Below are 22,036 nucleotides of genomic sequence, written 5' to 3' on the forward strand. Positions count from 1 at the left end.
GGGGCTACGGATTGACCAAGCGAGGCGGCCAGGTCAGCCTGCTCGACAGCGTGGGCGCCCACGACTTGGAAGAAGTCAACGACCTTCGATACATCTTCGATTGCTGCTACTACTGCGGCCAAGTCCCGATGCGGCAGAGCGGCTGCCTCGGCCTGGAACCGCTCGGCGAGTTCCAACAGGCGCTCCCGGATTCCAAAGATGGATGTTTCCATCTCTTCGGTTGCGTCCAACGAGGTGAGAGCCATGCCGCCACCTTATGAGTACAGGCATTAGAGGGGCGAGCAAAAACAGGCGGTGTGTAGGTCCAGTGGCTCCTCCAAGTCCGCAGCCGCTACACCGTCAATGGCCCAGATGGCTGGCCGTTAGGGAATGTTCCTCCAAGGGTTGACGTGACCGGCCGCACAGGCCATGATAGATCGTATACGATTTCGTACATCACATCAGGAGGAGCCTTGTCCGACGGCAATAACGCCCGAAGCACCGCGCAGGCCACTTTGCAGCAAGTGGACGCCCAGACAATCAATGAGGCCGGCAAGGTCCTGGCGGTCCACCTCTCCTACCGCTCGCGCGCCGAACAGCGCGGCCGCATTCCTGCCAACCCCTCCTACTTCATGAAGGCCTCGTCGTCGCTGGCCCTCACCGGCGGCACCGTCGAACGCCCGGCCGGCACCGAACTTCTGGCCTTCGAGGGCGAAGTCGCCCTGGTGATCGGCACCGCAGCCCGCCGGGTTTCGGTCGAGGACGCTTGGGGGCACGTCGGCTTCGTGACCGCCAGCAATGACCTCGGCGTCTACGACATCAAGTACGCCGACAAGGGCTCGAATATCCGCTCCAAGTCGGGCGACGGCTTCACGCCGTTCGGCCCCGCCCTGCTGCCGGCGGCCGACATCAACCCGGATGCACTGCGCATCCGCACCTGGGTAAACGGCGAGGCCGTCCAGGACGACACGACCGCGGGGCTGATCTTCTCCTTCGCGCAGATCGTTGCCGACCTGTCCCAGCTGATGACCCTGCAGCCGGGTGACGTCATCCTCACCGGGACGCCCGCCGGCTCCTCGGTCATCGTTCCCGGCGATGTCGTGGAGGTCGAGGTCGCCGACGAGGCAGCGGGGCTGAGCACCGGACGCCTGTCCACGACCGTGGTCCAGGGCGAACACGGCTTCGCGTCCTTCGGCGACACCCCGAAGATCACGGACAAGGACCGCATCGACGCCTTCGGCAGCGAAGAAGCGGCCGGTCTGGCTCCCGCCGTAACCGGCAAGTCGGCGCTGACGGACGACGTCAAGGCCAAGCTGCTCTCCGTCGCCACGGCCACAATTTCAGGTGCACTGCGCAAGCGTGGCCTCAACAACGTCAGCGTCGACGGTCTGCTGGCTACCAAGCCGGGCCAGAAAGTCATCGGCACCGCACGGACGCTGCGTTACGTCCCCAACCGCGAAGACCTATTCAAGAGCCACGGCGGCGGATACAACGCCCAGAAGCGGATCATCGACGCCGTCGGACCCGGCGAGATCCTGGTCATGGAGGCGCGCGGCGAAAAGGGCTCGGGTACGCTCGGCGACATTCTCGCCATGCGTGCCCAGGTACGCGGCGCGGAAGCCATCATTACCGACGGCGGCGTCCGTGACCTTTCCGAGGTTGCGGCCCTGGACATCCCGACTTTCTACAACGGAGCCCATCCTGCAGTGCTCGGGCGCAAGCATGTCCCGTGGGACTACGACGTGACCATCGGTTGCGGCGGCGCCACGATCCAGCCGGGCGACATCATCATCGCGGATGACAATGGCATCCTCGTGATCCCGCCGGCCCTGGCCGCCGAAATCGCGGACGAGGTCGTCGAGCAGGAGCGCCGCGACAGCTTCGTGTTCCAGATGGTCAAGGAAGGACACAAGATCGACGGCCTGTTCCCGATGAACGCCGACTGGCTGGCCAAGTACCAGCAGTGGGTTGCAGAAGGCAACGGGGCCTAACCATGTCGACCGCCGCGACGACGACCGCCTCGAAGTCGGAACGGGCCTACCAGCTGCTCCATGAGCGGATCGGCAACGGCCAGCTGGTGCCGGGTTACCGCCTGGTGCTGAGCAGCATTGCCGACGAACTCGGCTGCAGCGTGGTACCGGTCCGGGAAGCGATCCGACGGCTTGAGGCCGAAGGACTCGTCACCTTCGAGCGGAACGTCGGAGCAACGGTCGCCTCCATCGACGCCACGCTCTACCTGCACACCATGCAGACCCTGAGCATCGTCGAAGGCGCCGCGACGGGCCTGGCCGCCCACCTCATCACCGACGAGGACCTTCGCCGCGCGCGCGAGCTGAACAACCAGCTGCGCGAGTGCCTGGAGAACTTTGAACCGGTCCGCTTCACGCGGCTGAACAACGAATTCCACGCCATCCTCTACGGCCGCTGCCCCAATCCGCACATCCTGGACCTGGTGCACCGCGGCTGGAACCGCCTGAACGCCATGCGTGCCTCCAGCTTCGACCTCGTGCCCGGCCGGGCGCGGGAGTCCGTCGCAGAACACGAAGGGCTGCTCGAACTGCTGGAAGCCAAAGCCAGCCCGCACGAGATCGAGATGGCCGCCCGGGCGCACCGGACGGGCACGCTCAACGCCTACATGGCCCAGAAGAACCAATCACCCTCCCTCCTTTAGCCAACCTCCGCCAACCCACAACGAAAGGTAGATCATGGCCGACCACTTTGTGCCCGAGAACCTGCCCACCCACCTCCAGCACTACATCGGCGGCAAGCTCGTCGACTCGATCGACGGCGATACCTTCGACGTGCTGGACCCGGTCACCAACAAGCCGTACATCAAGGCCGCGTCCGGCAAGGTCGCCGACGTCGCCGCGGCAGTCGCCGCCGCCAAGGACGCTTTCGAGAACGGCCCCTGGCCGAACATGCTTCCCCGCGAGCGTTCCCGCGTGCTGCACCGCATCGCCGACATCGTCGAGTCCCGCGGCCAGGAGCTCGCCGAGATGGAGTGCTTCGACACCGGCCTGCCGATCAAGCAGGCCCTGGGCCAGGCGCGCCGCGCCGCGGAGAACTTCCGTTTCTTCGCCGACCTGATCGTTGCCCAGCACGACGACGCCTTCAAGGTCCCCGGCCGCCAGGCCAACTACGTCAACCGCAAGCCCATCGGCGTGGCCGGCCTGATCACGCCGTGGAACACCCCCTTCATGCTCGAGTCCTGGAAGCTGGGCCCGGCCCTGGCGACCGGCAACACCGTGGTCCTGAAGCCCGCCGAGTTCACCCCGCTCTCCGCCTCCCTGTGGCCGGGAATCTTCGAAGAGGCCGGCCTGCCGGAGGGCGTCTTCAACATCGTCCACGGCTTCGGCGAAGAGGGCTACGCGGGCGATTCCCTGGTCAAGCACCCGGATGTTCCGCTGATCTCCTTCACCGGCGAGTCCCGCACCGGCCAGATCATCTTCGGCAACGCGGCTCCCTACCTGAAGGGCCTGTCCATGGAGCTGGGCGGCAAGTCCCCCGCCGTCGTCTTCGCCGATGCCGACCTGGAGGCCGCCATCGACGCGACCATCTTCGGCGTCTTCTCCCTCAACGGCGAGCGCTGCACCGCCGGATCCCGCATCCTGGTCGAGCGGAGCATCTACGACGAGTTCGTGGAGCGCTACTCCGCCCAGGCAAAGCGCGTGAAGGTCGGCTATCCCCACGACGAGGCGACCGAGGTCGGTGCCCTGGTCCACCCGGAGCACTTCGAAAAGGTCATGTCCTACGTGGAGATCGGCAAGCAGGAGGCACGCCTGACCGCCGGCGGCGGCCGCCCGGAGGCATTCCCGGAAGGCAACTTCATCCAGCCGACCGTCTTCGCCGACGTCGCACCGGATGCCCGGATCTTCCAGGAGGAAATCTTCGGCCCGGTCGTCGCCATCACCCCGTTCGACTCGGACGAGGAGGCGCTGGAACTGGCCAACAACACCAAGTACGGCCTCGCCGCCTACATCTGGACCAATGACCTCAAGCGGGCCCACAACTTTGCCCAGAACGTTGAGGCCGGCATGGTGTGGCTGAACTCCAACAACGTCCGCGACCTGCGCACCCCCTTCGGCGGCGTCAAGGCCTCCGGCCTGGGCCATGAGGGCGGCTACCGCTCCATCGACTTCTACACCGACCAGCAGGCCGTCCACATCAACCTCGGCGAGGTGCACAACCCGGTCTTCGGCAAGGCCGAGGACGCCGGCGCCGTCAGCGACAGCTAGCCCTTAGACACATCCCAAAGGAGAGAACAATGAGCAACGAGATTCCCAAGCCTTCCGTCCCGGCACCCGACATCCTGCGCTGCGCGTACATGGAGATCGTCGTCACCGACCTCGCCAAGTCCCGCGCCTTCTACGTCGACCTGCTCGGCCTGCACGTCACCGAAGAAGACGAGAACGCGATCTACCTGCGCTCCTTCGAGGAATTCATCCACCACAACCTGGTGCTCCGCAAGGGCCCCGTGGCCGCCGTCGCCGCCTTCTCCTACCGCGTGCGCAGCCCCGAGGACGTGGACAAGGCCGAGGCCTACTACCAGGAACTCGGCTGCCGCACCGAACGCCGCAAGGAAGGCTTCGTCAAGGGCATCGGCGACTCGCTCCGCGTGGAGGACCCGCTGGGCTTCCCCTACGAGTTCTTCCACGAGACCGAGCACGTCGAGCGCCTGCACATGCGCTACGACCTCTACTCCGCCGGCGAACTCGTCCGCCTGGACCACTTCAACCAGGTCACCCCGGACGTCCCGCGCGGCCGCAAGTACCTCGAAGACCTCGGCTTCCGCGTCACCGAAGACATCAAGGACGCCGAGGGCACCACCTACGCCGCCTGGATGCACCGCAAGGGCACCGTCCACGACACCGCCCTCACCGGCGGCAACGGCCCGCGCATGCACCACGTCGCCTTCTCCACCCACGAGAAGCACAACATCATCCAGATCTGCGACAAGATGGGCGCCCTGCGCATGTCCGACCGGATCGAGCGCGGCCCCGGCCGGCACGGCGTCTCCAACGCCTTCTACCTCTACATCCTGGACCCGGACGGCCACCGCGTGGAGATCTACACCCAGGACTACTACACCGGCGACCCGGACAACCCCGTCATCACCTGGGACGTCCACGACAACCAGCGCCGCGACTGGTGGGGCAACCCCGTCGTCCCGTCCTGGTACACCGAAGCCTCCCTGGTCCTCGACCTGGACGGCAACCCGCAGGAAGTCGCCAAGCGCGAAGACACCTCCGAAATGGAGGTGACCATCGGCGCCGACGGGTTCTCCTACACCCGCGCGGACGACGAGTCCGGCTCCTACCGCGGCGAGGCGGCCAAGGGCTTCAAGCTCGGCAACCTGGTCTGATCCCGGGCCTGGCGCCCAACGCGCCGGGCAGCACGGACAAACGGTGACAAGTACGGCGGCGGCACGCACCGCCGTCGTACTTGTCACCTTCCGCGTTAAGGACCACGCAGTTACCCCACTGGCCCGGAGCGGTACGCCGGGAACGGGCGGGGACGGCGCGCCGGGAACGGCGGAACGGTGCTCCGGAAGGCCCGACGCGGCAGCGCTCAGACGTGTCCGGCGCGGATGCGGGCCCGCTGGTCCTTGACTGCGATGGCCAGCGTCGCGAGGACGATCACGGCGATCGCCGAGAAGCCGATGGTGATCGCCGTCGTCCAGTTGGTCTGCGCCAGGGTGGCGAATGAAATGGCGGTGATGAGCGCGATGCCGACGGCCGTGCCGATGCGCTGGCCGGTCTGCTGGACGCCGCCGGCACTGCCCGCATAGTCGATCGGGATCTCGGCGAGCGTCAGCGTCTGGTTCGGGCTGACCACCAGCCCCTGTGCGGCGCCGACGAAGGACAGGCTCAGCATCAGCCACCAGATGCTGGTCCCGTTCAGCTGGTTCAGGTGGACCACGAGCACACTGGATGCCAGCCCGACCAGGGCGCTGGCAATCCCCCAGATGACCACCTTGCGGCCGTATTCCGTGACCTTACCGCCCGCCCAATGCGACCCGAGGGCCACCATGACTGCCGCGGGCAGCCCCACGAGGCCTGCCTCCAGCGCCGTCCGGCCGAGGCCGTCCTGCAGGTACAGGGCGACCAGCACCCACACACTGGTCATGCCCATCATGTAAAGACCGGAGATCGCGGTCCCGTTGGCGAAGCTGGAGAGCCTGAACAGCGCCGGATCCACCATCGGGCTGCGGCCGATCCGCTTGTACCGGTTCTCCCACCACACCCAGGCCGCGAGTCCGGCCAGGCCCACGGGCAGCAGCACCCACACCCAGGCGGCTTCCCGCGACTCGACGAACGGCAGCAGCAGGACCAGCACTACGGCCCCCAGCAGCAGGGAACCGACCGGGTCCAGATCACGCGGCCCGCGGCCGCCGGGATCCTGGCCGGCCGAGGGCGCCGTCCTGGTCCGCATCGGCTTGGGGAACCAGAGGAAGGCCAGGAAGGTGGCCAGGACTCCGACCGGGACGTTGACCAGGAAGGTCCAGCGCCAGCCGTTTTCTTCCCCGGCCAGTTCGACGAGGAGGCCGCCGATGAGCGGTCCGATGGCGGCCGAGACACCGATGACGCTGCCCAGCAGGCCGAAGGCCCGGGCCCGTTCCTCGCCGCGGAAGTACTGCTGGATCATGCCGATGGCCTGCGGGTTCAAAAGGCCCGCGCCGATGCCTTGGATGAAGCGGATGAAGTTGAGGCTGACCGGATCCTGGGCCAGCCCGGCCGCCACGGACGAGAGCGTGAACGTGATGAGGCCGGCGATGAAGATCGGCCCGCGGCCGAAAACGTCCCCGGCGCGTCCCGCCGCCACCAGCACCACGCCGAAAGTCAGCGCGTAGCCCGAGAGCACCCACTGGATGTCGGACTGGGTGGCCCCGAGGCCGATCTCGATCGAGGGTAGTACGACATTGACGATGCTCACGCCCAGCAGGGCCATGAACACCGTCACGAGCAGGACCGTGAGGATGCGCCAGCGGCCGGGGTCCGGCACGAAGTCCGGATCCGCCGGCGGCTGGTTCGGGGACGCGCTCACCCTCCATTCATACGCCGCGTGGCGGAAGCCACAAAACTTGCGCGGCCGTGTCCTGCGAAGCAGACTGCCGATCTATCAATACAGGGTCGCGGCGGCTATAGTTGCCTGGCTGATCGCCGGACCCAGGTGGCAGCGGCCATCGCCCCTGCCAGTTCCAGGAAAATCACCGCCAGCATGGGCTCGGCACTGCCGGCGCCCGCGCCTGTCCCCGCGGACGCTGCCTGCACCGTGGCGGCTACCGCGGTGTGGTGCGCCTGCACCCCGCCGGCAAGCGGCTGCACGAGTAGCAGCAGGTGGAAACCGGCCATCGCGAGGGCCATGGCCATGAAGCGGCGGGCCGCCCCGACGCATCCGGACCGCCAGAGCTGCACGATGCAGGAGAGGCAGGCCGCGGCCATCAGGACCATGAGTCCAAACTCCCACCAGTTCCCGCGGTGCAGCCACGCCATCCAGCCGTGGGCGGCGGCCGATGCCGCTGCCGCCCCGGCACAGAGCCTGGGGTGCAGCGGCACCGGCCGGCGGACCGCGACGTTCGGGCGTTCCCTCACGGCGCGACCGGCCATGGCCACGTCAGCGCCGGCCGGACCCGCCGTAGCGGTGCCGGCAACGGCCATGTCCGCGGTGGCCGTGTCAGCCATGGCAGTGTCCGCCGGCCGGCTTGTTCGGCGGCACGTCCAGGACGGGACTGCGGTCGAAGAAGCCTTCCGGCCGCAGCTTGAAGCCGGCGGTGTCCACCGGCATGATCGGCCAGTCCTCCACCCGCGGGTAATGCGTCAGGCCGAACGTATGCCAGAGCACGATGTCCTCGCCGTCGATCCCCCGGTCCTGCGCCATGTAGGCCGGCAGGCCGGCATCCCCGGCGTGCTGGTTAACGAAATCCCCGGTCGGGTAGCGCTCCTCTTCGGCGTGGCGGGTGACCCAGAGGTCCTTCGTGGCGAAGGCCGCGCGCCGCGCCACCGATGACGCGGAATCCGCGAGCAGCATGGGCTGACCCTGCGGATGCAGCTTGTACCCGACCGGATCGCCCAGGCGGTTCAGCGACTCCGGATTGGAAATGATCCAGGTGCGCCCGGCCGCCATGTCGGCGTCCCTGGCGCCCTCGGCCTCCGTCCGCAGCAACGTACGACGGCGGGTGAACGCGTTTCCGCGCTCGTTGCCCTCGCCGAGCGGGACCCGGACGGCTTCTTCCTCTTCCACCCGGTTCGTCAGGCCGTCCAGCGCCATGTCCAGCCGGGCGCTGAACAGGTGCTGGTGGAACGGGGCACCCAGGCCGGGAGCCAGTTCGGAGGCGTAGGGGTAGCCCTTGCCGGGATGGGCGCTGGTAAACACGATGCCGGTGGCCTTCGCCTCGAACTCGATGGTGCCGTCCAGGTAGAGGTACCAGTAGAAGCCGTAGTCGTAGTTGCCGATGGTGGTGAAGAACGACACGACCATCCGGCGGTTGCGCCGGGTGTAGTTGATGCCGGTCCACAGGTCGGAGTGCTTGGCCAGGATGGACCAGTCCTCCTCGTGCATGCAAATGCCGTTGCGGATCTCGCGCGGGTTGCCGAATCCGTCGGCGATCACGGGCGACAGGTACGTGATGTCGCCCAGGCAGTCACAGCCCAGCTCCAGGGAGTTGGCGTATTGACCCACCAGGTATTCGCCGGTGTCGAAGTAGTTCTGCCAGGACCGTACCGGTGAGGGATCACCATAGGGCACCACCATTTCGGCGATCGACGCGCGCCGGATGATCGAGCGCTTCCGGTGCCCGTCCTGGAAGGCGATGTTGTGCAGGACCACGCCCTCGCGGACGTCGAAGCCGACGTCGAAGCTCCACTTCTCCCACTCGATGTGGTTGCCGCCGGACACGGTGAAGCTCGGGCCCTCCGGCTGCGTGATGCTGATCGGCTTCTGGGTCTCCCGCAACGGGCCGGTCAGCTCGGGATCGGTGTAGTTGCCGTGCTCCGCCGGAACCGCGACCGGGCCGAAGTCCAGCACCTGGTCCACCGTCTTGCTGACGATATCGACGTAGGCAACCAGCCCGTCCACCGGATGGGCCCAGGCGCTGTCCTCGGGGAAATCCTGGTAGAAAGCCAGGCCGCGCAGGATGCGCCGTCCCTTTTCCTCGGGGTATTCGAAGACACCGGCGGAGAGCGGAGCAACCCGCACCTTACCGACGTCGAGGTTGCGGTCGGCGAGCGCCTTCAGCCAGCGCTCGTCCCCGGCGAGAATTTCCTCGACGACCGCGAACTCCTCCTCGAGTACCGGCAGCTCGCCGGTGACGGAGGTGTCCAGCTCCGTCACCGATTCGACTTCGTTCCGGGTCACCGAGACCACCACGTCCTTCGGTGCCGCCCCCGAGACATCGTGCAGGAAGGCACGGAACCGCCGGTCCGCCCCGGGCGCCGCGCCGCGCGGCGGATCGAGCAGGCCCAGGTACGCGAAGCGGATGTTTTCTCCGGCGAGGCCGGCGTCGGCCAGGATCCGGCGGACTTGGGTGATTTCGTCGGCGGACGCCAGCGCATAGGCGGAGGCAAGTTCCGTAGAGGAGATGGTCATGGCTGCCCTTCCAGCGGTTTCGCGACGCGGGGTGCGTCGTTTTTTCTATGGTTGTAGAGAATAGCCTTCCGTAAGATAGCTCACAAGGGTTTTTCTACAATTGACGCAAAACAAGGAGCACCATGCCCAAAATCGTCGACCACGACCAGCGCCGGGTCGAACTGGTCAACGCAACCTGGCGGATCATCGCCCGCCAGGGCATGGAAGGGGCGACCATGCGGGAGATCGCGACCGAAGCGGGATTCGCCAACGGTGCGCTGAAGCCATACTTCCCCACCAAGGACGACCTGCTGACCTTCGCCTTCGGACACGTCTTCAACCAGACGAACCGACGGATGGAGGCGAAGACGGCGGACCTGTCCGGCCTCGAAGCCCTGCGCGCCTTCTGCCACGAAATACTCCCCCTCGACGAGGAAAGAATCAGCGAAGCGCGCATCGTCATCCCCTTCTGGCAGAAGGCCCTGACCGATTCCGCAAAAATGCGCCTGCACGAGGAATCCATGGCCCAGTGGCAGGGGTCCCTCAGCAAGTACCTCGGCCAGGCGCGACAGGCCGGGGAGATTTCGGCCGGAACCGAGGATGACCAGGTCGCCGGGTTCCTCCTGACCTTCGTCCTGGGCGCACAGATCACCGCTGCCCTCACTCCGGCGACGCACTCGCCGGAGCAGCTCATCGCCCAGCTGGACGCCTACCTGGCGCTCCTCGCCGGCGCCTGACCCCAGTTTTTCGCCGGACGTCGAAAAAAGATGACAAGGCCAGGCTCCCGGGCTACATTGGATGCATTGTGATTCACGCCACGCCGTCATTGCAGCCATCGCCCGCAGCGGAACATACCGCGGCGGACAACGCCGTCGCCTTGGCACCGCCGGCCGGGGCACCCCGCAGAGCAGCAGGGTGCGAGCGCGGGACCGGTGCGCACCTCGAAGCCGAGGCCGCCCGTGCCGCGCCTGCTCCGGGTGTCGAAACGGCGCACGCCGCCAGCTTTGACCAGTGGCGCAATCTGGTCAACCAGTCCTTCGTGCCGCTCGATGTACAGGCGGACGCGACGGATGGGTTCCGCGGGCGGATCCGCTCCCGCGTGCTGGACGAGCTCTCCATCGTCGAAGTCAGCGCCAACGGCCACCGGGTGCTGCGCACGCCGTCGCTGATCTCCTCCGCCGACCGGCTGTACTACAAGCTCAACCTCCAGCTCTCGGGCCACGGCCTGCTCATCCAGGACAACCGCGAAGCCAGCCTCCGCCCCGGGGACCTCGCGGTCTACGACACGCACAGGCCCTACACCCTGGGCTTCGAGTCGGACTTCCGCACCCTGGTCCTGATGTTCCCGCACGAGGCGCTAGACCTGCCCGCCGATGCCGTCGGCCAGCTCACCGCCGTCCGGCTCCCGGGCGACGCCGGCCTGGGCCGGATGATCAGCCCGTTCATGGCGCAGCTGGCCGAGAACCTGGACGCGCTCTCGGGCAACAGCGGCCAGCGCCTGGCCAACAACGTGGTGGACCTGATCGCCACCATGTTCGAGAGCGAACTCGACGCCCGGCGCGAAACGGATGCGGGAAGCCATCCGGAACTCCTCGCCAGGATCCGCCGCTACATCGAGGCCAACTTGGGCAATCCGGAGCTCTCCCCCGCCGAGATTGCCGCGGCCCACTACGTCTCGACCCGCCACCTGCACAATATTTTCGCCGCGTCAGGCACGACGGTGGCGAGCTGGATCCGCGCCCGCAGGCTGGACCACTGCCGGAGGGACCTGCGCGATCCCATCCTGGCGGACAGGCCCGTCGGCAGCATCGCCGCCCGGTGGGGGTTCTTGGACGCCGCGCACTTCAGCCGCATCTTCCGCAGCAGCTTCGGAGTGCCGCCCAGCAGCTACCGCCGGCAGGACACCTGACTGGAGGCCACGAAGAGGCCCGCCGGCAGGACACCTGACTGGAGGCCACGAAGAGGCCCGCCGGCAGGACACCTGACCGGAGGCCACGAAGAGGCCCGCCGGCACCGGCCGCCGTCGTCCACACGCCACCACCGCGGACGCTGCCCTAACCGCAAAAGCCACCGGCCGCCGTCGTTCGCCCGGCTGGAGCTCCGCACCTGGACAAGCTGTGCACGATTCGACAAGTGCCGTTCCGCCAAGGGCAAGGCCCGACCGGCCTGCCGTTGCCAGAATCGAAGCATCTTTTTATTCTCCCGTTGGAGGTTTTCATGTCACAGGAACGAACGATGCCACAGCTTGCAGGCGGTTCGGAGACTGGCCTCGGCAAGCGCACGCTGGGTGTTCCGGCGCTGGTCTTCATGATCATCGCCGCCTCCGCGCCGCTCACCGTGGTGGCCGGCGGCACGACGAGCAACTTCGCCGTGACAGGAGTACTAGGGATTCCGCTCTCGTTCATCGTGCTCGGCGTCTGCCTGGCGCTGTTCACCGTCGGCTACGCCGCGATGAGCGCCCATATCAGCAACGCCGGCGCCTTCTACGCCTATATCGCCCAAGGCCTCGGCCGGGCGGCGGGGGTCGGTGCAGCGTGGGTGGCGCTGGTTTCCTACAACGCCATGCAGGTCGGGATCTACGGGTTGTTCGGCTTCGCGTCGGCGTCGTTCGTGAGTGCGAAACTCGGCGTGGATGTGCCGTGGTGGGCCACGGCCCTGGTCGGCTTTCTGGCGGTGGGCTGGCTGGGCGTCCGGAAGGTCGACCTCTCGGCCAAGGTTATCGCGGTCCTCGTCGGCCTCGAGTTCGTGGCCGTGCTGGTATTCGACGTCGTTGCCATCGCCGTCGCGCCGGAGGGGATTTCCGGTGCTTCCATGGATCCCGCCAACCTGTTCACGGCAGGGGTCGGGGCAGCGCTGGCTTTCAGCATCGCAGCCTTCATGGGGTTCGAATCGGCCGCCATTTACAGCGAAGAGGCCAAAGACCCCAAGCGCTCCATCGCCCGCGCCACCTACATTGCCGTGGCCGTCATCTCGCTCTTCTATGCCTTCTCCGGATGGGCCACCGCGACAGCCACCGGACATAGCCAAATCATCGCGAAGTCCCGGGAGTTCGGCCCCGACCTCATCTTCGTGTTCCTGGCCGAGCACGGCGGCACGGTGCTGGCCGACATCGCCCAGGTGCTATTCGTGACGAGTTTGTTCGCGGCGCTGATGGCGTTCCACAACGCCGTGGCGCGTTACGTCTTTTCGCTGTCCCGGGAGGGCGTCCTCCCGCGCCGCCTGGCCTATGTCAATCCGGAGTCCTTCGCGCCGGTGGCGGGCTCACTGTCGCAGTCCCTGGTGGCCCTGGTCATGCTGACGGTCTTCGCGGCCGCGGGAATAGGATCGGAACTGGGGGCGCTCTACCCGGTCCTGACGTTCTTCACTTGGCTGACCAATACGGGGGCGTTCGGGCTGGTCCTGCTGCTGGTGCTGATCTCGGCCGCTGTGATCGGGTACTTCCGGAAGCATGGCGAGGGTTACTCGCTCTGGGTCAAACTCATCGCGCCGGCCATGGCCGTCGTCACTCTGGGCGCCGTGTTCGTCCTGATCGTGGCCAACTTCAACGTCCTGATCGGGTCCGAGGGCTTGTCCACGCTTTCCTGGCTGCTACCGGCGGTTGCCGTGGTGCCCGGCATGGCAGGGCTGTGCTGGGGCCTGTACCTGAGGTCGGTCCGGCCCGACATCTACGCCGGCATCGGCCACGGCGGAACGGACAGCTGACCGCTCACGATCCAGCGGCGGCAAAACCGCACACCCATCGCGTCCGGTACACACCGCTCCTGCTGCCGGCCGGTCCTCCCTTCGGGGCGGGCCGGCCGGTCCCGTTAAGCAGAAAAGCCGGGGCTGCAGAGGTTGGGGGGCTGTGCAGCGCCGGCTTTTCCGGTTCCGGGCTCTCGTTCAGGACCCGGGCGGAGGCCGGCTTCTTCCCAAGCACGGCCATCGAAACCCACCTTAGCCTTGCGGCCAGCGCGTGCGCGATGGGGAGAACTACCCATGCCCCCAACTTGACCTCGGCCCCTGCGGGATGCGGTGACGCACCCGGATTCTGCGGGGAACGCCGTCGCTCCCGCAAACACAGCCCCGGTTACCCACCGGCCCTGCCGGACACGGCCGCCGCGCCTTCACACATGCTGGTCCCGGTGAGGCGCGCAGACCCTGCTGGCGCCTCGTCCGCAGCGGTACACACAGCCCCAGTCGCCCGTACGGGCCCTGCCGGCGCCTCCCGGCCATCCAGGCCGCAGACAACGGAAAGCCGGGCCGCCGCGTAGGGTTCGCGGCGGCCCGGCTGTCGGTATTCCGGCTATCGGCATTCCGGTTGTCGGTATTGCAGAGCGGCTGGTCAGCGCGCTTCGGGATGCGAGCGCAGGTATTCCTGGTGCGCCTCCTCCACCCGCAGGTTCTTCCCCTTGGTCTCCTTGACCATGGAGACCGCCACAAGCGAGATGACGCAGAGGACAGCGATGTAGATGCCGATGGAGATCGTTGTTCCGGTGGCGCCCAGCAGCAGCTCGGCGATCATCGGGGCGAAGGCGCCGCCAAGGATGGCACCGATGGCGTAGCCGATGGAAACACCCGAGTAGCGGACGTTCGCCGGGAACATCTCTGCGTAAAGGGCCGACTGCGGGCCGTAGGACAGGCCCAGGCCGATGGTCAGGACGAATGCGGCGACGGTGAACCAGATGATGCTCGCGGTATCGATGAGCAGGAACATCGGGATGGACCACAGGAGCACCCAGACATATCCAATCTGGAAAGTGCGGATGCGCCCGATCCTGTCGGACAGGATGCCGCCGTACATCGTGAAAATCAGCCAGCCGAACGCGGCGAGCGTGCTGGCCAGCAGAACCGCGGAACGGTCCATGCCCAGGCCGCCTTGCTCGGGCGCTTTAGTGGCGTAGGAGGCAAAGAATGCGATGAGCAGGTAGCCGGCGGCGTTGTTGGCGATGAAGATCAATGCGGTGAGGATGACCTCTTTGGAGTTGTGCTTGAACAGCAGGCCCAAGGGGGCGGCCGATTCCTTCTTGCGCTCCTGCATTTCCTTGAAGACCGGGCTCTCATCTACCGAACGGCGGATCATGAAGCCAACGACGATCAGGACGATGGAGAACAGGAAGGGGATGCGCCAGCCCCAGGCGAGGAAGGCTTCGTCGCTCATGAGGGTGCTGAGCAGCCACATCACGCCGGTGGCCAGGATCATGCCGCAGGGGACGCCGATCTGCGGATAAGCCCCGAAGAAGCCCCGCTTGTCGACGGGCGCGTGCTCAACAGACATCAGCGCCGCGCCGCCCCACTCGCCGCCGGCCGAGAAGCCCTGCAGGATGCGCAGCAGCACGAGCAGGATCGGAGCCCAGATGCCGATCTGCGCGTAGGTGGGCAGCACACCGATAAGTGCGGTGGCGAGGCCCATCAGGACCAAGGTGAAGACCAGCATCATTTTGCGGCCGAGCCGGTCCCCCAGGTGCCCCGCCACGATGGCTCCGAGGGGGCGGAACAGGAAGCTGATGCCCAGCGAGGCCCAAGAGATAACCTGGGCCAGCCCGGCGTTCTCTGCGCCAAGCGGTGCGAAATACAGCTGGGCCAGGACCAGGCCGGCGGCCTGCGCGTAGATAAAGAAGTCGTACCACTCAATGGTGGTGCCGACCAGCGTTCCGGCAAGCACCTTCCGCTCCTCTTTCCGCGTAGAGGGGCTAAGGTTGCCGGCCAGTTCTTCTGACGTTGACATGGAAACTCCGATACTCCCGGTCGAAGATTACCGACAGAACGGTCGGTATGTGACGGATGCCATACTACACGACGGTGAGGCGTATCACACAGAATTTTCGGGCACTTTGCGCTGCTGCGGCAGGCCGCCGTCGAACATCCCGCGGGAGCGGCCACGCGCAACCTGGCCACTCGACGGCGCCGTGCACTGTTCGATAGTTGGACATTTCGTGCCGATATAGAACAATGGTCGTATTGTGAGCGTCCACACAATCATAGGTGGGCGTCTCGACATTGACTGAAGGATGAACCCATGAGCCAGCCTGTCCCCCCGGCCGATGTGTCGACCGCAGGAGTGGAGCGTGCGGCACCGAAGGGGCCAGCACACTCCCAGACCCTCTCGCGCGGCATCCGGGCGCTGGAGATCCTTGCCGAGGCACGGGCCCCGATGACGATTGCCGAACTGTCCCACGCACTGGGGGTCCATCGGTCCATCGCCTATCGGATCCTGCGCACGTTGGAGGACCATTCACTGCTGATGCGCGATTCCGCCGGCAAGGTCCAGGCGGGCCCGGGGCTGGCCGCATTGGCGCGGGGCGTCTCCAGGGATCTCCAGTCGGCCGCCCTGCCGGAACTGACGACCCTCGCCAACAACTTGGCCATGACCGCATTCATCGCAGTCTGGGACCAGCGGGATTGCGTGACTCTGGTGACGGTCGAACCGCGGCATACCGCCGCAGCCCTCGTCCAGCACCCTGGTATGCGGCATTCATTCGCCAGCGGCGCGCCCGGCATCGCCATCCAGGCTGCCGTGGGACGCGAACAATGGGAGCGGCAAGCCCCCGGACAGCCGTTCCGGCCGGAAGCGGAGCTTGCCCGGAAGCTCGGCTATGCCGTCAGCCACGACGAGGTCATTCCCGGCGTATCCTCGGTGGCAGTGCCCGTCATCGTACCGGGTCAGCCACCGGCGGCCATTTCCGTGGTGTACATCCGTACGACGACGTCCACGGAGGACATCGCCGCGTCCCTGCAGCGAGCAGCCTCCGCGATCGAATCCGAACTGCGCTGAATTAGGCGTCCCCGCGGTCGCCGGGTGAGCTGCTGCGGGCGACGGCGGCGGCAAGGAAACCGAGCACGAACAGCGCCGCCGCGGCGGCGATCGGAACAACGAACGCGTCCGCGTAGCCGCCTCGCTCGGCCGCTGCCCCGGCTGCAGCGGATCCTATCGCGCTGCCCAGCACGACGCCGCTTGCCAGCAGCGTCATGACGGTACCGAGCCGGTCCTTAGGTGCGACCAGCGTGCCGATACTGAAAATGGTAACCATGGTCGGTCCGACCGGCAGGCCGATCACGAGCAGGACAATGACCATCGTCCCGACGTCGCCGGGCAGAAGCAGCAAGGCGCTGAAGGCGGCCATCGCCCCGGCGCACACGATCCAGCGTGGCGCTGGCTTCCACCGGGCCGGCCAGTAGGCCACGGAGAGGGCGCCGAAGGCGGAGGTCAGGCCAAGCAGCGAGTACAGCAGCCCGGCAGCATCAGCCGCGCCGAACGTTCCGCCGAATGCACTGAGCGCATTCTGGGATCCGCCGAAGAAGGTTCCCATGGCAATCATGCCCAGGACAGGCACTGACGTCCTCAGCCAGTTGACGGGCTGGCGGCTGCGTAGCGCTTCGGCAGCCGCCTCCGGATGCTGCTGCGCCAGGCTCCGCCGCACGGGTACGACGGCGAACGAGGTGCGGTGGAGGGCAAAGGCAGGCACCAGCGTGGCAGTGATGAGAACGGCCAGAACGAAGGGCAGCCACGGAGCGACCGCAGCAGCCAACAGCCCGACCAGTGCCGGCCCCAAAACGAAGGTCAGTTCGTCCGCGGTGCTCTCGTAGGAGAGCGCGGTGTCCAGAACCTGCTTGTCGTCGCGGGTCATGGCCATCCAACGGACCCGGGCCAGCGGGCTGACCTGGGGAGATGTTGCACCGACTGCAAAGGACGCCGCAAGGATGGCGCCCATTCCGGCCCCTCCCGCTGCGTAGACCGCCAGCAGCAGCATCCCGATGGCCAAGGTATGTGCCGCGGCGGCGAGGAGCAGGACGGGACGTTGCCCCTGGCGGTCCGCGAAGTACCCCAGAGCCGGGGCGCCGATGGCTGAGCCGATACCGACAGCGCCGGCGGCGAAACCGCCCGAGGCATATGACCCAGTGCTGGCGGTCACCATGGTGAGCGTGCCGATGGTCAGCATGGCTAGTGGCAGGCGCGCGGGGAAACCGATGGCCAGGAAGGACGGGCCGGCCAGTTGCGACAGCCGCGCATAGCGGCCCCAGAGGTTGCGTTTTTGCCCGGTTGCAGGGTTTGAAGGAGCCCGGCGGGTGGCAGGACGGCTAGGAAAGCCCGGCGCGGAGCGGCGATTCATTGATTTTCCGTACGCTAGCGTGGCGCATCGTCCCTACCTCCCGATGCGCAGAACCCGGATACGCGGACCATCATACCTGTCCGCGCATCCGTCCGGGCCCGCCGGGGCCCCGTCGGGGTGCGGTCCCCGGCAGCTGCGGCCTCGGCCGCACCCGGCCCTATTGGACGGCGGCCAGCACCGTCCGCACCGTCGACCCGTGGCGGCCCTTCGTGACCCGCAGCTGCGCACCGATCCGCTGTTTCATTTCGGCGACGTGGCTGACCAGGCCGACGACCCGCCCGCCGTCCCGCAACCCTTCGAGGGCGTCCATCACCTGCTCGAGCGACTGCTCGTCCAGGCTGCCGAACCCCTCGTCAACGAACAGCGTCTCGATGTCGATGCCGCCCGATTCGGCTTGCACCACATCGGCTAGCCCGAGGGCCAGTGCCAACGATGCCATGAAGGATTCGCCGCCGGACAGCGTCGCCGTATCGCGGCGCAGCCCGGTCCATTCGTCGCTGACGTGCAGCCCCAGCCCGGACTTCTTGTTGCCCGACTTCGAGTCATCGTGCACCAGCGTGTAGCGGCCGTCCGTCATGGTGTTGAGCCGCTCCGATGCTGCCGCGGCTATCTGTTCGAGCCTGGCCGCCAGCACGTAGGTGGCGAGGGTCATCTTGCGGTCGTTGTCCCCCAGGCCGCGCACCGTGTCCGCGACCGACCGGACGAGTTCGAAACGTTCCTCCACCGGCCTTAGGCGGGCGAGTTGCTCCGCCAGCCGGGTACGGTAGCCCGCCAGTTGTTCCTGCGCGGCCTTCACCATGCCCAGTTGCACCGCTTCCCGCCTGACCTCCTCTTCCAAGGCGCGCGCCTGGTGCCGGGCTGTTTCGACGTCTTCGGCCTTCGGCAGGCCCGCACCCTTCCCGGCCGCCTCCCGGGCCCGGACGATGGCGGGCGATTCAGCCAGCAGCCGCAGCCGCTGGCCGGTTTCGTCGTAGGCGTTCCGGCGGCGCGTCAGGTCGGCGAGCGCAGCCTGGTCCAGCAGCGCGACGCGGGCTTCTTCTTCCGTGCCGAACTCGGACCCAGCCACCGCCGCGGCGAGTTCATCCTCCGCCCGGTCGAGTGCCTGGCTCGCGTGGTCACGCTGGACCAGCAGCTCGGCGCACGCGGTGATCAGCCGTTCGAGGCGGGCAAGTTCGGCCACCCGGTCCTGAAGCCGGCCGCCCTCCGGCAGGACTTCGGCGAGCCGTCGTTCAAGCTCGGCGGTGCGGCTTCGTGCGGCGCTCAATTCGGATTCTGCCGTTGCCCGGTCCACGGCGGTAGCCGACAGCTGCTGCTGAAGTGCCTGCAGCTGCCGTGCGTTGTCCTGCACCTTTTCCTGGAGGATCTCAAGCCGCCGGCGTTCGGCGAGCGCGGCATCCAGTCGTTCCTCGGCGGCGCGTACAGCGTCCTCTGCTTCGGCCAGGGGCGTCGTCCCGCCGCGTGAAGCCAGGACGGAGAGCTCCTGCTCGAGCGCGGAGCAGGCCTGCTGCGCTGCCGCGTGCCGTGCCTCTGCTTCCGCGTGCCTGCTCCTTGCCTGGCCTTCCTGTTCGCGGGTGACGAGTCCATCGCGATCGGGCTGCGCCGGAGCGGGGTGTTCGGTTCCGCCGCACACCGGGCAAGGGCCGCCGGCTGCCAGCGTCTCCGCCAGTTCCGCGGCTGCCTGTTCCAGCCGACGCTCCAGCAGCTGCAGCCAGGTCTCCTTCAGATCCAGCTGCTCTAGCTGCGCGAGATCGCGGCGCCGGCGCGCTTCCTCGGTTTTGCGGACAGAGTCGGCGTAGGCAACGACGGCTTCCCTGATGCTCTTCGCCTGGTCAACCCTTTCGGCCAGCAATGCGGGGTCCTGCGGGAGCCGCTCGACGGATTCAAGCTGCGCCTGAAGGAGCGCCTGTTCCTGCTCCGTCTCCCGCCGCCGCTGTTCCGCGGTTTCCAGCTCTGCCCGCAGGCCTGCGACGTGCCGGTCCTTAAGCAGCTGGGCTTCCTTGGCTTCGGCCAGCCGCTCCGCCTCGGGAAGCATAGCGCGGGCTCGGCCGAGCTCGTCCGAAAGCTGCCTCGAGATACCGTCCAGCAGATCCTTGCCGCCGCGGTCCGGTTCCGGGCGGTCCGCTGCGAAGTGCGGATAGAGCCTGTGGGCCTGTGCGGCGTCGGAGCTTTCGAGGAAATCCTTTGTCGCCTGCTCCACTGAACGGGCCGCCTGGTCCCGGTGCCGGATCGGCGCCGCGAGCAGTTCCGCGGCCCGGTGTGCTTCCAGCGTCCCCATGAGCTCGGCGTGGGCCGCCGCGCCTGCCCGATGCCCGGCAGCAAGCTTCTCCATGCCGGCCAGTTCGGCGGCATCGGACAGCGCGCGTTCCTGGACGACAATGGCATCCTGCAGCCTCCGGACCTGCTGACGCCCGTCATCCGCTGCCGCCTGTCCGGCTGCAGCCTTGTCCGCCAGCGCACCTTCCAGCACCCTGAACAGGTCCTCGTCCGGCAGCGGCTCCGCGGGCAGAACGTCCTCGGCCAGGTGGCGCTGAGCTTCTTCCAGCACCCGGGCCCGAAGCTGGCCGATGCCCGCCCCAGCGGCCTCATAGGCTGTCCTCGCCTTGGCCGCTTCGTCCGCAAGCATCTGCTCTACCGTTTCGAAGCGCTCAGTGTTGAAAAGGCGCTGCAGCAGCGGCCGCCGGTCTTTGGCATCGGCCCGCAGGAAGGCCGCGAAGTCTCCCTGCGGAAGCAGCACTACCTTGGTGAACTGTTCGAGGCTCATGCCGAGGATGGCCAGCAGTTCGGAACCGGCTTCATCATTGCGCCAGGTCTTCGGAATCCAGACGCCATCCGCCTTTTCGCGGAGCAGGGTCAGCGCCTTCTCCGTCACGGTTCCCTTGCGGGAACGGCTGGAAGGCCGTTCCCACTGGGGGCTGCGCGTCACTTCGAAACGCCGGTTGCGGGCGCTGAATTCGCAGACGACTTCCGGGACCGCGTCCGGGGCCGCATGGTCGCTGCGCAGCCGCTTGCCCTGCTGCCGGGCTCCGGGGACCGAGCCGTACAGCGCGAAGCAGACGGCGTCCAGGATGCTGGTCTTGCCGGCACCCGTGGGGCCATTCAACAGGAAGAGTCCCTGGCTGCTGAGCTCGTCGAAGTCGATGACCTCACGTCCGGCGAAGGGCCCGAACGCCTGGATCTCAAGGCGGTGGATCCTCATGCCGACACCTCCGCGGCAGCCGCGCCGGACAGCGTGTCCCGGAGGAGCGCCCGCTCCGCGTCGCTGGCTTCGCGGGAACGGACGTGGTCAAGGAAGCCGCAGCAGAGCTCGAGGTCATTCCTGGCCTCGGCAATCCTCCGGCTATAGCTCATCGCCGCCTTCTCCCGCGGGGACGCAGGCTCGAAGGACAGCACCAGCGTGTCCGCGAAGCGCTGCCGGAGACGTTCCATGGCCTTGGCCGGGCGATCGTCGTCGGTCAGCGTGATCTGGCAGTAGGCTTCCTCGGCCCAGGCATGGTCGGGCGAGGCCAGCAATTCCTCCAAGGTTCCCTTCAGCACGGCAAGGCGCCGGGCGGCCGGCCAGTTCACCGGTTCGACAGAGGCCAGTCCGTCCCCGGCGAATTCGAGGATGAATCCGCCCTTTTCATGCCCCGCTTCGGAAAACGAGTAGGGCAGCGGGGAGCCGGAATAGCGCACCGTGTGGCTCAGTTGCTGGCGTCCGTGCAGGTGGCCCAGGGCCACGTAGTCCAATCCGTCGAAGAGGTCGAGCGGAACGGCCCCGACGCCGCCGATGCTGAGGTCCCGTTCGCTGTCCGAGGTCAGGCCTCCACTGGCGAATGTGTGGGCCATGACGAGGGAATGCACGCGCCCCTGCGAACGCCTGGCCTCGAGGTCCGTCCGCACCCGGTCGAGGGCGGCCCGCGTTACCGCGGCATGGCTGGGAACGGAACTGCCGAGCTCTTCCGCCGTCAGCCGCGGTTCGAGATAGGGAATGCCGTAGACGGCCAGCGTGGCCGCCCCCAGCTCCAGCTCGACCGGGACGGCCAGCTGGTCCAGCCTGGTGCGCAAATGCACGCCGCCGCGGGCGAGGATCTCCGATCCGAACCCGAGCCGGGAGGCGGAGTCGTGGTTGCCGCTGCTGAGGATGACGGCCGCGCCCGCCTCCCGGATGCGGGAAAGCGTTTCCGAAAAGAGTGTCACCGCGTCCACGCCGGGCAGGGCACGGTCGTAGACATCCCCGGCTATCAGGACAACGTCGATCCCCCGGCTGCTGACCGTTTCGAGCAGGTGGTCAACGAAACGCCGTTGCGCGTCGAGCATGCCGACGCCGTGGAACGAGCGGCCGAAATGCCAGTCGGAAGTGTGCAGTAACCTCATGCCTTAAACGCTATCCGCGCCCTCCGACAGTTTTGCGCAAGCAGGGGCGGCAC

16 protein-coding genes are annotated in these 22,036 nt (G+C 67.2%); 8 read left to right on the forward strand and 8 right to left on the reverse strand.

Going from position 1 to position 22,036, the window contains the following annotated elements; all coding sequences use genetic code 11:
• A partial coding sequence (locus AHIS1636_RS06015) for a hypothetical protein (protein ID WP_264794919.1) occupies window positions 1-245 on the reverse strand: 245 nt, incomplete at its 3' end.
• 249 nt (window positions 246-494) lie between these two features.
• On the opposite strand from AHIS1636_RS06015, the gene AHIS1636_RS06020 reads away from it, so the two are divergent.
• From AHIS1636_RS06020 to hpaD, 4 genes are read left to right on the forward strand one after another with little or no spacing between them, the layout of a single operon-like run.
• Window positions 495-1,970, forward strand: coding sequence for a fumarylacetoacetate hydrolase family protein (locus AHIS1636_RS06020; protein WP_264795273.1), 1,476 nt, complete (start codon window positions 495-497; stop codon window positions 1,968-1,970).
• A 2-nt stretch (window positions 1,971-1,972) separates the two neighbouring features.
• Window positions 1,973-2,650: a GntR family transcriptional regulator gene (locus tag AHIS1636_RS06025; protein WP_264794920.1), complete on the forward strand. Its 678-nt coding sequence runs from the start codon at window positions 1,973-1,975 to the stop codon at window positions 2,648-2,650.
• A 34-nt stretch (window positions 2,651-2,684) separates the two neighbouring features.
• A complete protein-coding gene (gene hpaE / locus AHIS1636_RS06030) occupies window positions 2,685-4,214 on the forward strand; it encodes a 5-carboxymethyl-2-hydroxymuconate semialdehyde dehydrogenase (RefSeq protein WP_264794921.1) in 1,530 nt (509 codons plus the stop codon).
• Between the two features lie 29 nt (window positions 4,215-4,243).
• Complete coding sequence (gene hpaD / locus AHIS1636_RS06035; protein ID WP_264794922.1) at window positions 4,244-5,341, forward strand: 3,4-dihydroxyphenylacetate 2,3-dioxygenase; 1,098 nt, start codon at window positions 4,244-4,246, stop codon at window positions 5,339-5,341.
• Window positions 5,342-5,547: 206 nt separating this feature from the next.
• Here hpaD and AHIS1636_RS06040 read toward each other — a convergent pair whose 3' ends face one another.
• From AHIS1636_RS06040 to AHIS1636_RS06050, 3 genes are all read right to left on the reverse strand, one after another.
• Window positions 5,548-7,023, reverse strand: a complete 1,476-nt coding sequence (locus AHIS1636_RS06040) for an MFS transporter (RefSeq protein WP_264794923.1) — start codon at window positions 7,021-7,023, stop codon at window positions 5,548-5,550.
• A gap of 95 nt (window positions 7,024-7,118) precedes the next feature.
• Window positions 7,119-7,661, reverse strand: coding sequence for a hypothetical protein (locus tag AHIS1636_RS06045; protein ID WP_264794924.1), 543 nt, complete (start codon window positions 7,659-7,661; stop codon window positions 7,119-7,121).
• Window positions 7,654-9,564, reverse strand: coding sequence for a primary-amine oxidase (locus AHIS1636_RS06050; RefSeq protein WP_264794925.1), 1,911 nt, complete (start codon window positions 9,562-9,564; stop codon window positions 7,654-7,656). Before AHIS1636_RS06050 ends, AHIS1636_RS06045 begins: the two co-directional genes overlap by 8 nt.
• A 122-nt stretch (window positions 9,565-9,686) precedes the next feature.
• On the opposite strand from AHIS1636_RS06050, the gene AHIS1636_RS06055 reads away from it, so the two are divergent.
• The 3 genes from AHIS1636_RS06055 to AHIS1636_RS06065 all read left to right on the forward strand — a co-directional run bounded on the left by AHIS1636_RS06055 (window position 9,687) and on the right by AHIS1636_RS06065 (window position 13,245).
• Window positions 9,687-10,280 (forward strand): TetR/AcrR family transcriptional regulator, encoded by a 594-nt coding sequence (locus AHIS1636_RS06055; protein ID WP_264794926.1) that lies wholly within the window; start codon window positions 9,687-9,689, stop codon window positions 10,278-10,280.
• A gap of 284 nt (window positions 10,281-10,564) precedes the next feature.
• A complete protein-coding gene (locus AHIS1636_RS06060; RefSeq protein WP_264795274.1) occupies window positions 10,565-11,452 on the forward strand; it encodes an AraC-like ligand-binding domain-containing protein in 888 nt (295 codons plus the stop codon).
• A 326-nt stretch (window positions 11,453-11,778) separates the two neighbouring features.
• The gene (locus AHIS1636_RS06065; RefSeq protein ID WP_264794927.1) at window positions 11,779-13,245 is read left to right on the forward strand and encodes an APC family permease; all 1,467 of its coding nucleotides are present in this window, start codon (window positions 11,779-11,781) and stop codon (window positions 13,243-13,245) included.
• A 619-nt stretch (window positions 13,246-13,864) separates the two neighbouring features.
• Here AHIS1636_RS06065 and AHIS1636_RS06070 read toward each other — a convergent pair.
• Window positions 13,865-15,247 carry an MFS transporter gene (locus tag AHIS1636_RS06070; protein ID WP_264794928.1) on the reverse strand — a complete coding sequence of 461 codons (1,383 nt, stop codon included), beginning with the start codon at window positions 15,245-15,247 and terminating at the stop codon, window positions 13,865-13,867.
• A gap of 291 nt (window positions 15,248-15,538) precedes the next feature.
• Between AHIS1636_RS06070 and AHIS1636_RS06075 the strand changes: the two genes are divergently transcribed.
• Window positions 15,539-16,294 carry an IclR family transcriptional regulator gene (locus tag AHIS1636_RS06075; protein ID WP_264794929.1) on the forward strand — a complete coding sequence of 252 codons (756 nt, stop codon included), beginning with the start codon at window positions 15,539-15,541 and terminating at the stop codon, window positions 16,292-16,294.
• Between the two features lies 1 nt (window position 16,295).
• Here AHIS1636_RS06075 and AHIS1636_RS06080 read toward each other — a convergent pair whose 3' ends face one another.
• The 3 genes from AHIS1636_RS06080 to AHIS1636_RS06090 form a co-directional block, all read right to left on the reverse strand.
• Window positions 16,296-17,630 carry an MFS transporter gene (locus tag AHIS1636_RS06080; RefSeq protein ID WP_264794930.1) on the reverse strand — a complete coding sequence of 445 codons (1,335 nt, stop codon included), beginning with the start codon at window positions 17,628-17,630 and terminating at the stop codon, window positions 16,296-16,298.
• A 157-nt stretch (window positions 17,631-17,787) separates the two neighbouring features.
• Entirely contained in the window at window positions 17,788-20,826 is a 3,039-nt protein-coding gene (locus tag AHIS1636_RS06085) for an AAA family ATPase (protein WP_264794931.1), read from the reverse strand.
• Window positions 20,823-21,983: an exonuclease SbcCD subunit D gene (locus tag AHIS1636_RS06090; protein WP_264794932.1), complete on the reverse strand. Its 1,161-nt coding sequence runs from the start codon at window positions 21,981-21,983 to the stop codon at window positions 20,823-20,825. Before AHIS1636_RS06090 ends, AHIS1636_RS06085 begins: the two co-directional genes overlap by 4 nt.
• Window positions 21,984-22,036: the final 53 nt, after the last annotated feature.

The organism is Arthrobacter mangrovi (assembly GCF_026011795.1).
Taxonomy (GTDB): Bacteria; Actinomycetota; Actinomycetes; order Actinomycetales; family Micrococcaceae; genus Crystallibacter; species Crystallibacter mangrovi.

What these genes read in the sequence shown, in the direction of transcription:
- hpaD (WP_264794922.1), top strand. Translation starts at nt 4,244, where the DNA reads ATGAGCAACGAGATTCCCAAGCCTTCCGTCCCGGCACCCGACATCCTG.
- AHIS1636_RS06045 (WP_264794924.1), bottom strand. Translation starts at nt 7,661, where the DNA reads ATGGCTGACACGGCCACCGCGGACATGGCCGTTGCCGGCACCGCTACG.
- AHIS1636_RS06025 (WP_264794920.1), top strand. Translation starts at nt 1,973, where the DNA reads ATGTCGACCGCCGCGACGACGACCGCCTCGAAGTCGGAACGGGCCTAC.
- AHIS1636_RS06090 (WP_264794932.1), bottom strand. Translation starts at nt 21,983, where the DNA reads ATGAGGTTACTGCACACTTCCGACTGGCATTTCGGCCGCTCGTTCCAC.
- AHIS1636_RS06080 (WP_264794930.1), bottom strand. Translation starts at nt 17,630, where the DNA reads ATGAATCGCCGCTCCGCGCCGGGCTTTCCTAGCCGTCCTGCCACCCGC.
- AHIS1636_RS06070 (WP_264794928.1), bottom strand. Translation starts at nt 15,247, where the DNA reads ATGTCAACGTCAGAAGAACTGGCCGGCAACCTTAGCCCCTCTACGCGG.
- AHIS1636_RS06050 (WP_264794925.1), bottom strand. Translation starts at nt 9,564, where the DNA reads ATGACCATCTCCTCTACGGAACTTGCCTCCGCCTATGCGCTGGCGTCC.
- AHIS1636_RS06055 (WP_264794926.1), top strand. Translation starts at nt 9,687, where the DNA reads ATGCCCAAAATCGTCGACCACGACCAGCGCCGGGTCGAACTGGTCAAC.
- hpaE (WP_264794921.1), top strand. Translation starts at nt 2,685, where the DNA reads ATGGCCGACCACTTTGTGCCCGAGAACCTGCCCACCCACCTCCAGCAC.
- AHIS1636_RS06085 (WP_264794931.1), bottom strand. Translation starts at nt 20,826, where the DNA reads ATGAGGATCCACCGCCTTGAGATCCAGGCGTTCGGGCCCTTCGCCGGA.
- AHIS1636_RS06075 (WP_264794929.1), top strand. Translation starts at nt 15,539, where the DNA reads ATGAGCCAGCCTGTCCCCCCGGCCGATGTGTCGACCGCAGGAGTGGAG.
- AHIS1636_RS06065 (WP_264794927.1), top strand. Translation starts at nt 11,779, where the DNA reads ATGCCACAGCTTGCAGGCGGTTCGGAGACTGGCCTCGGCAAGCGCACG.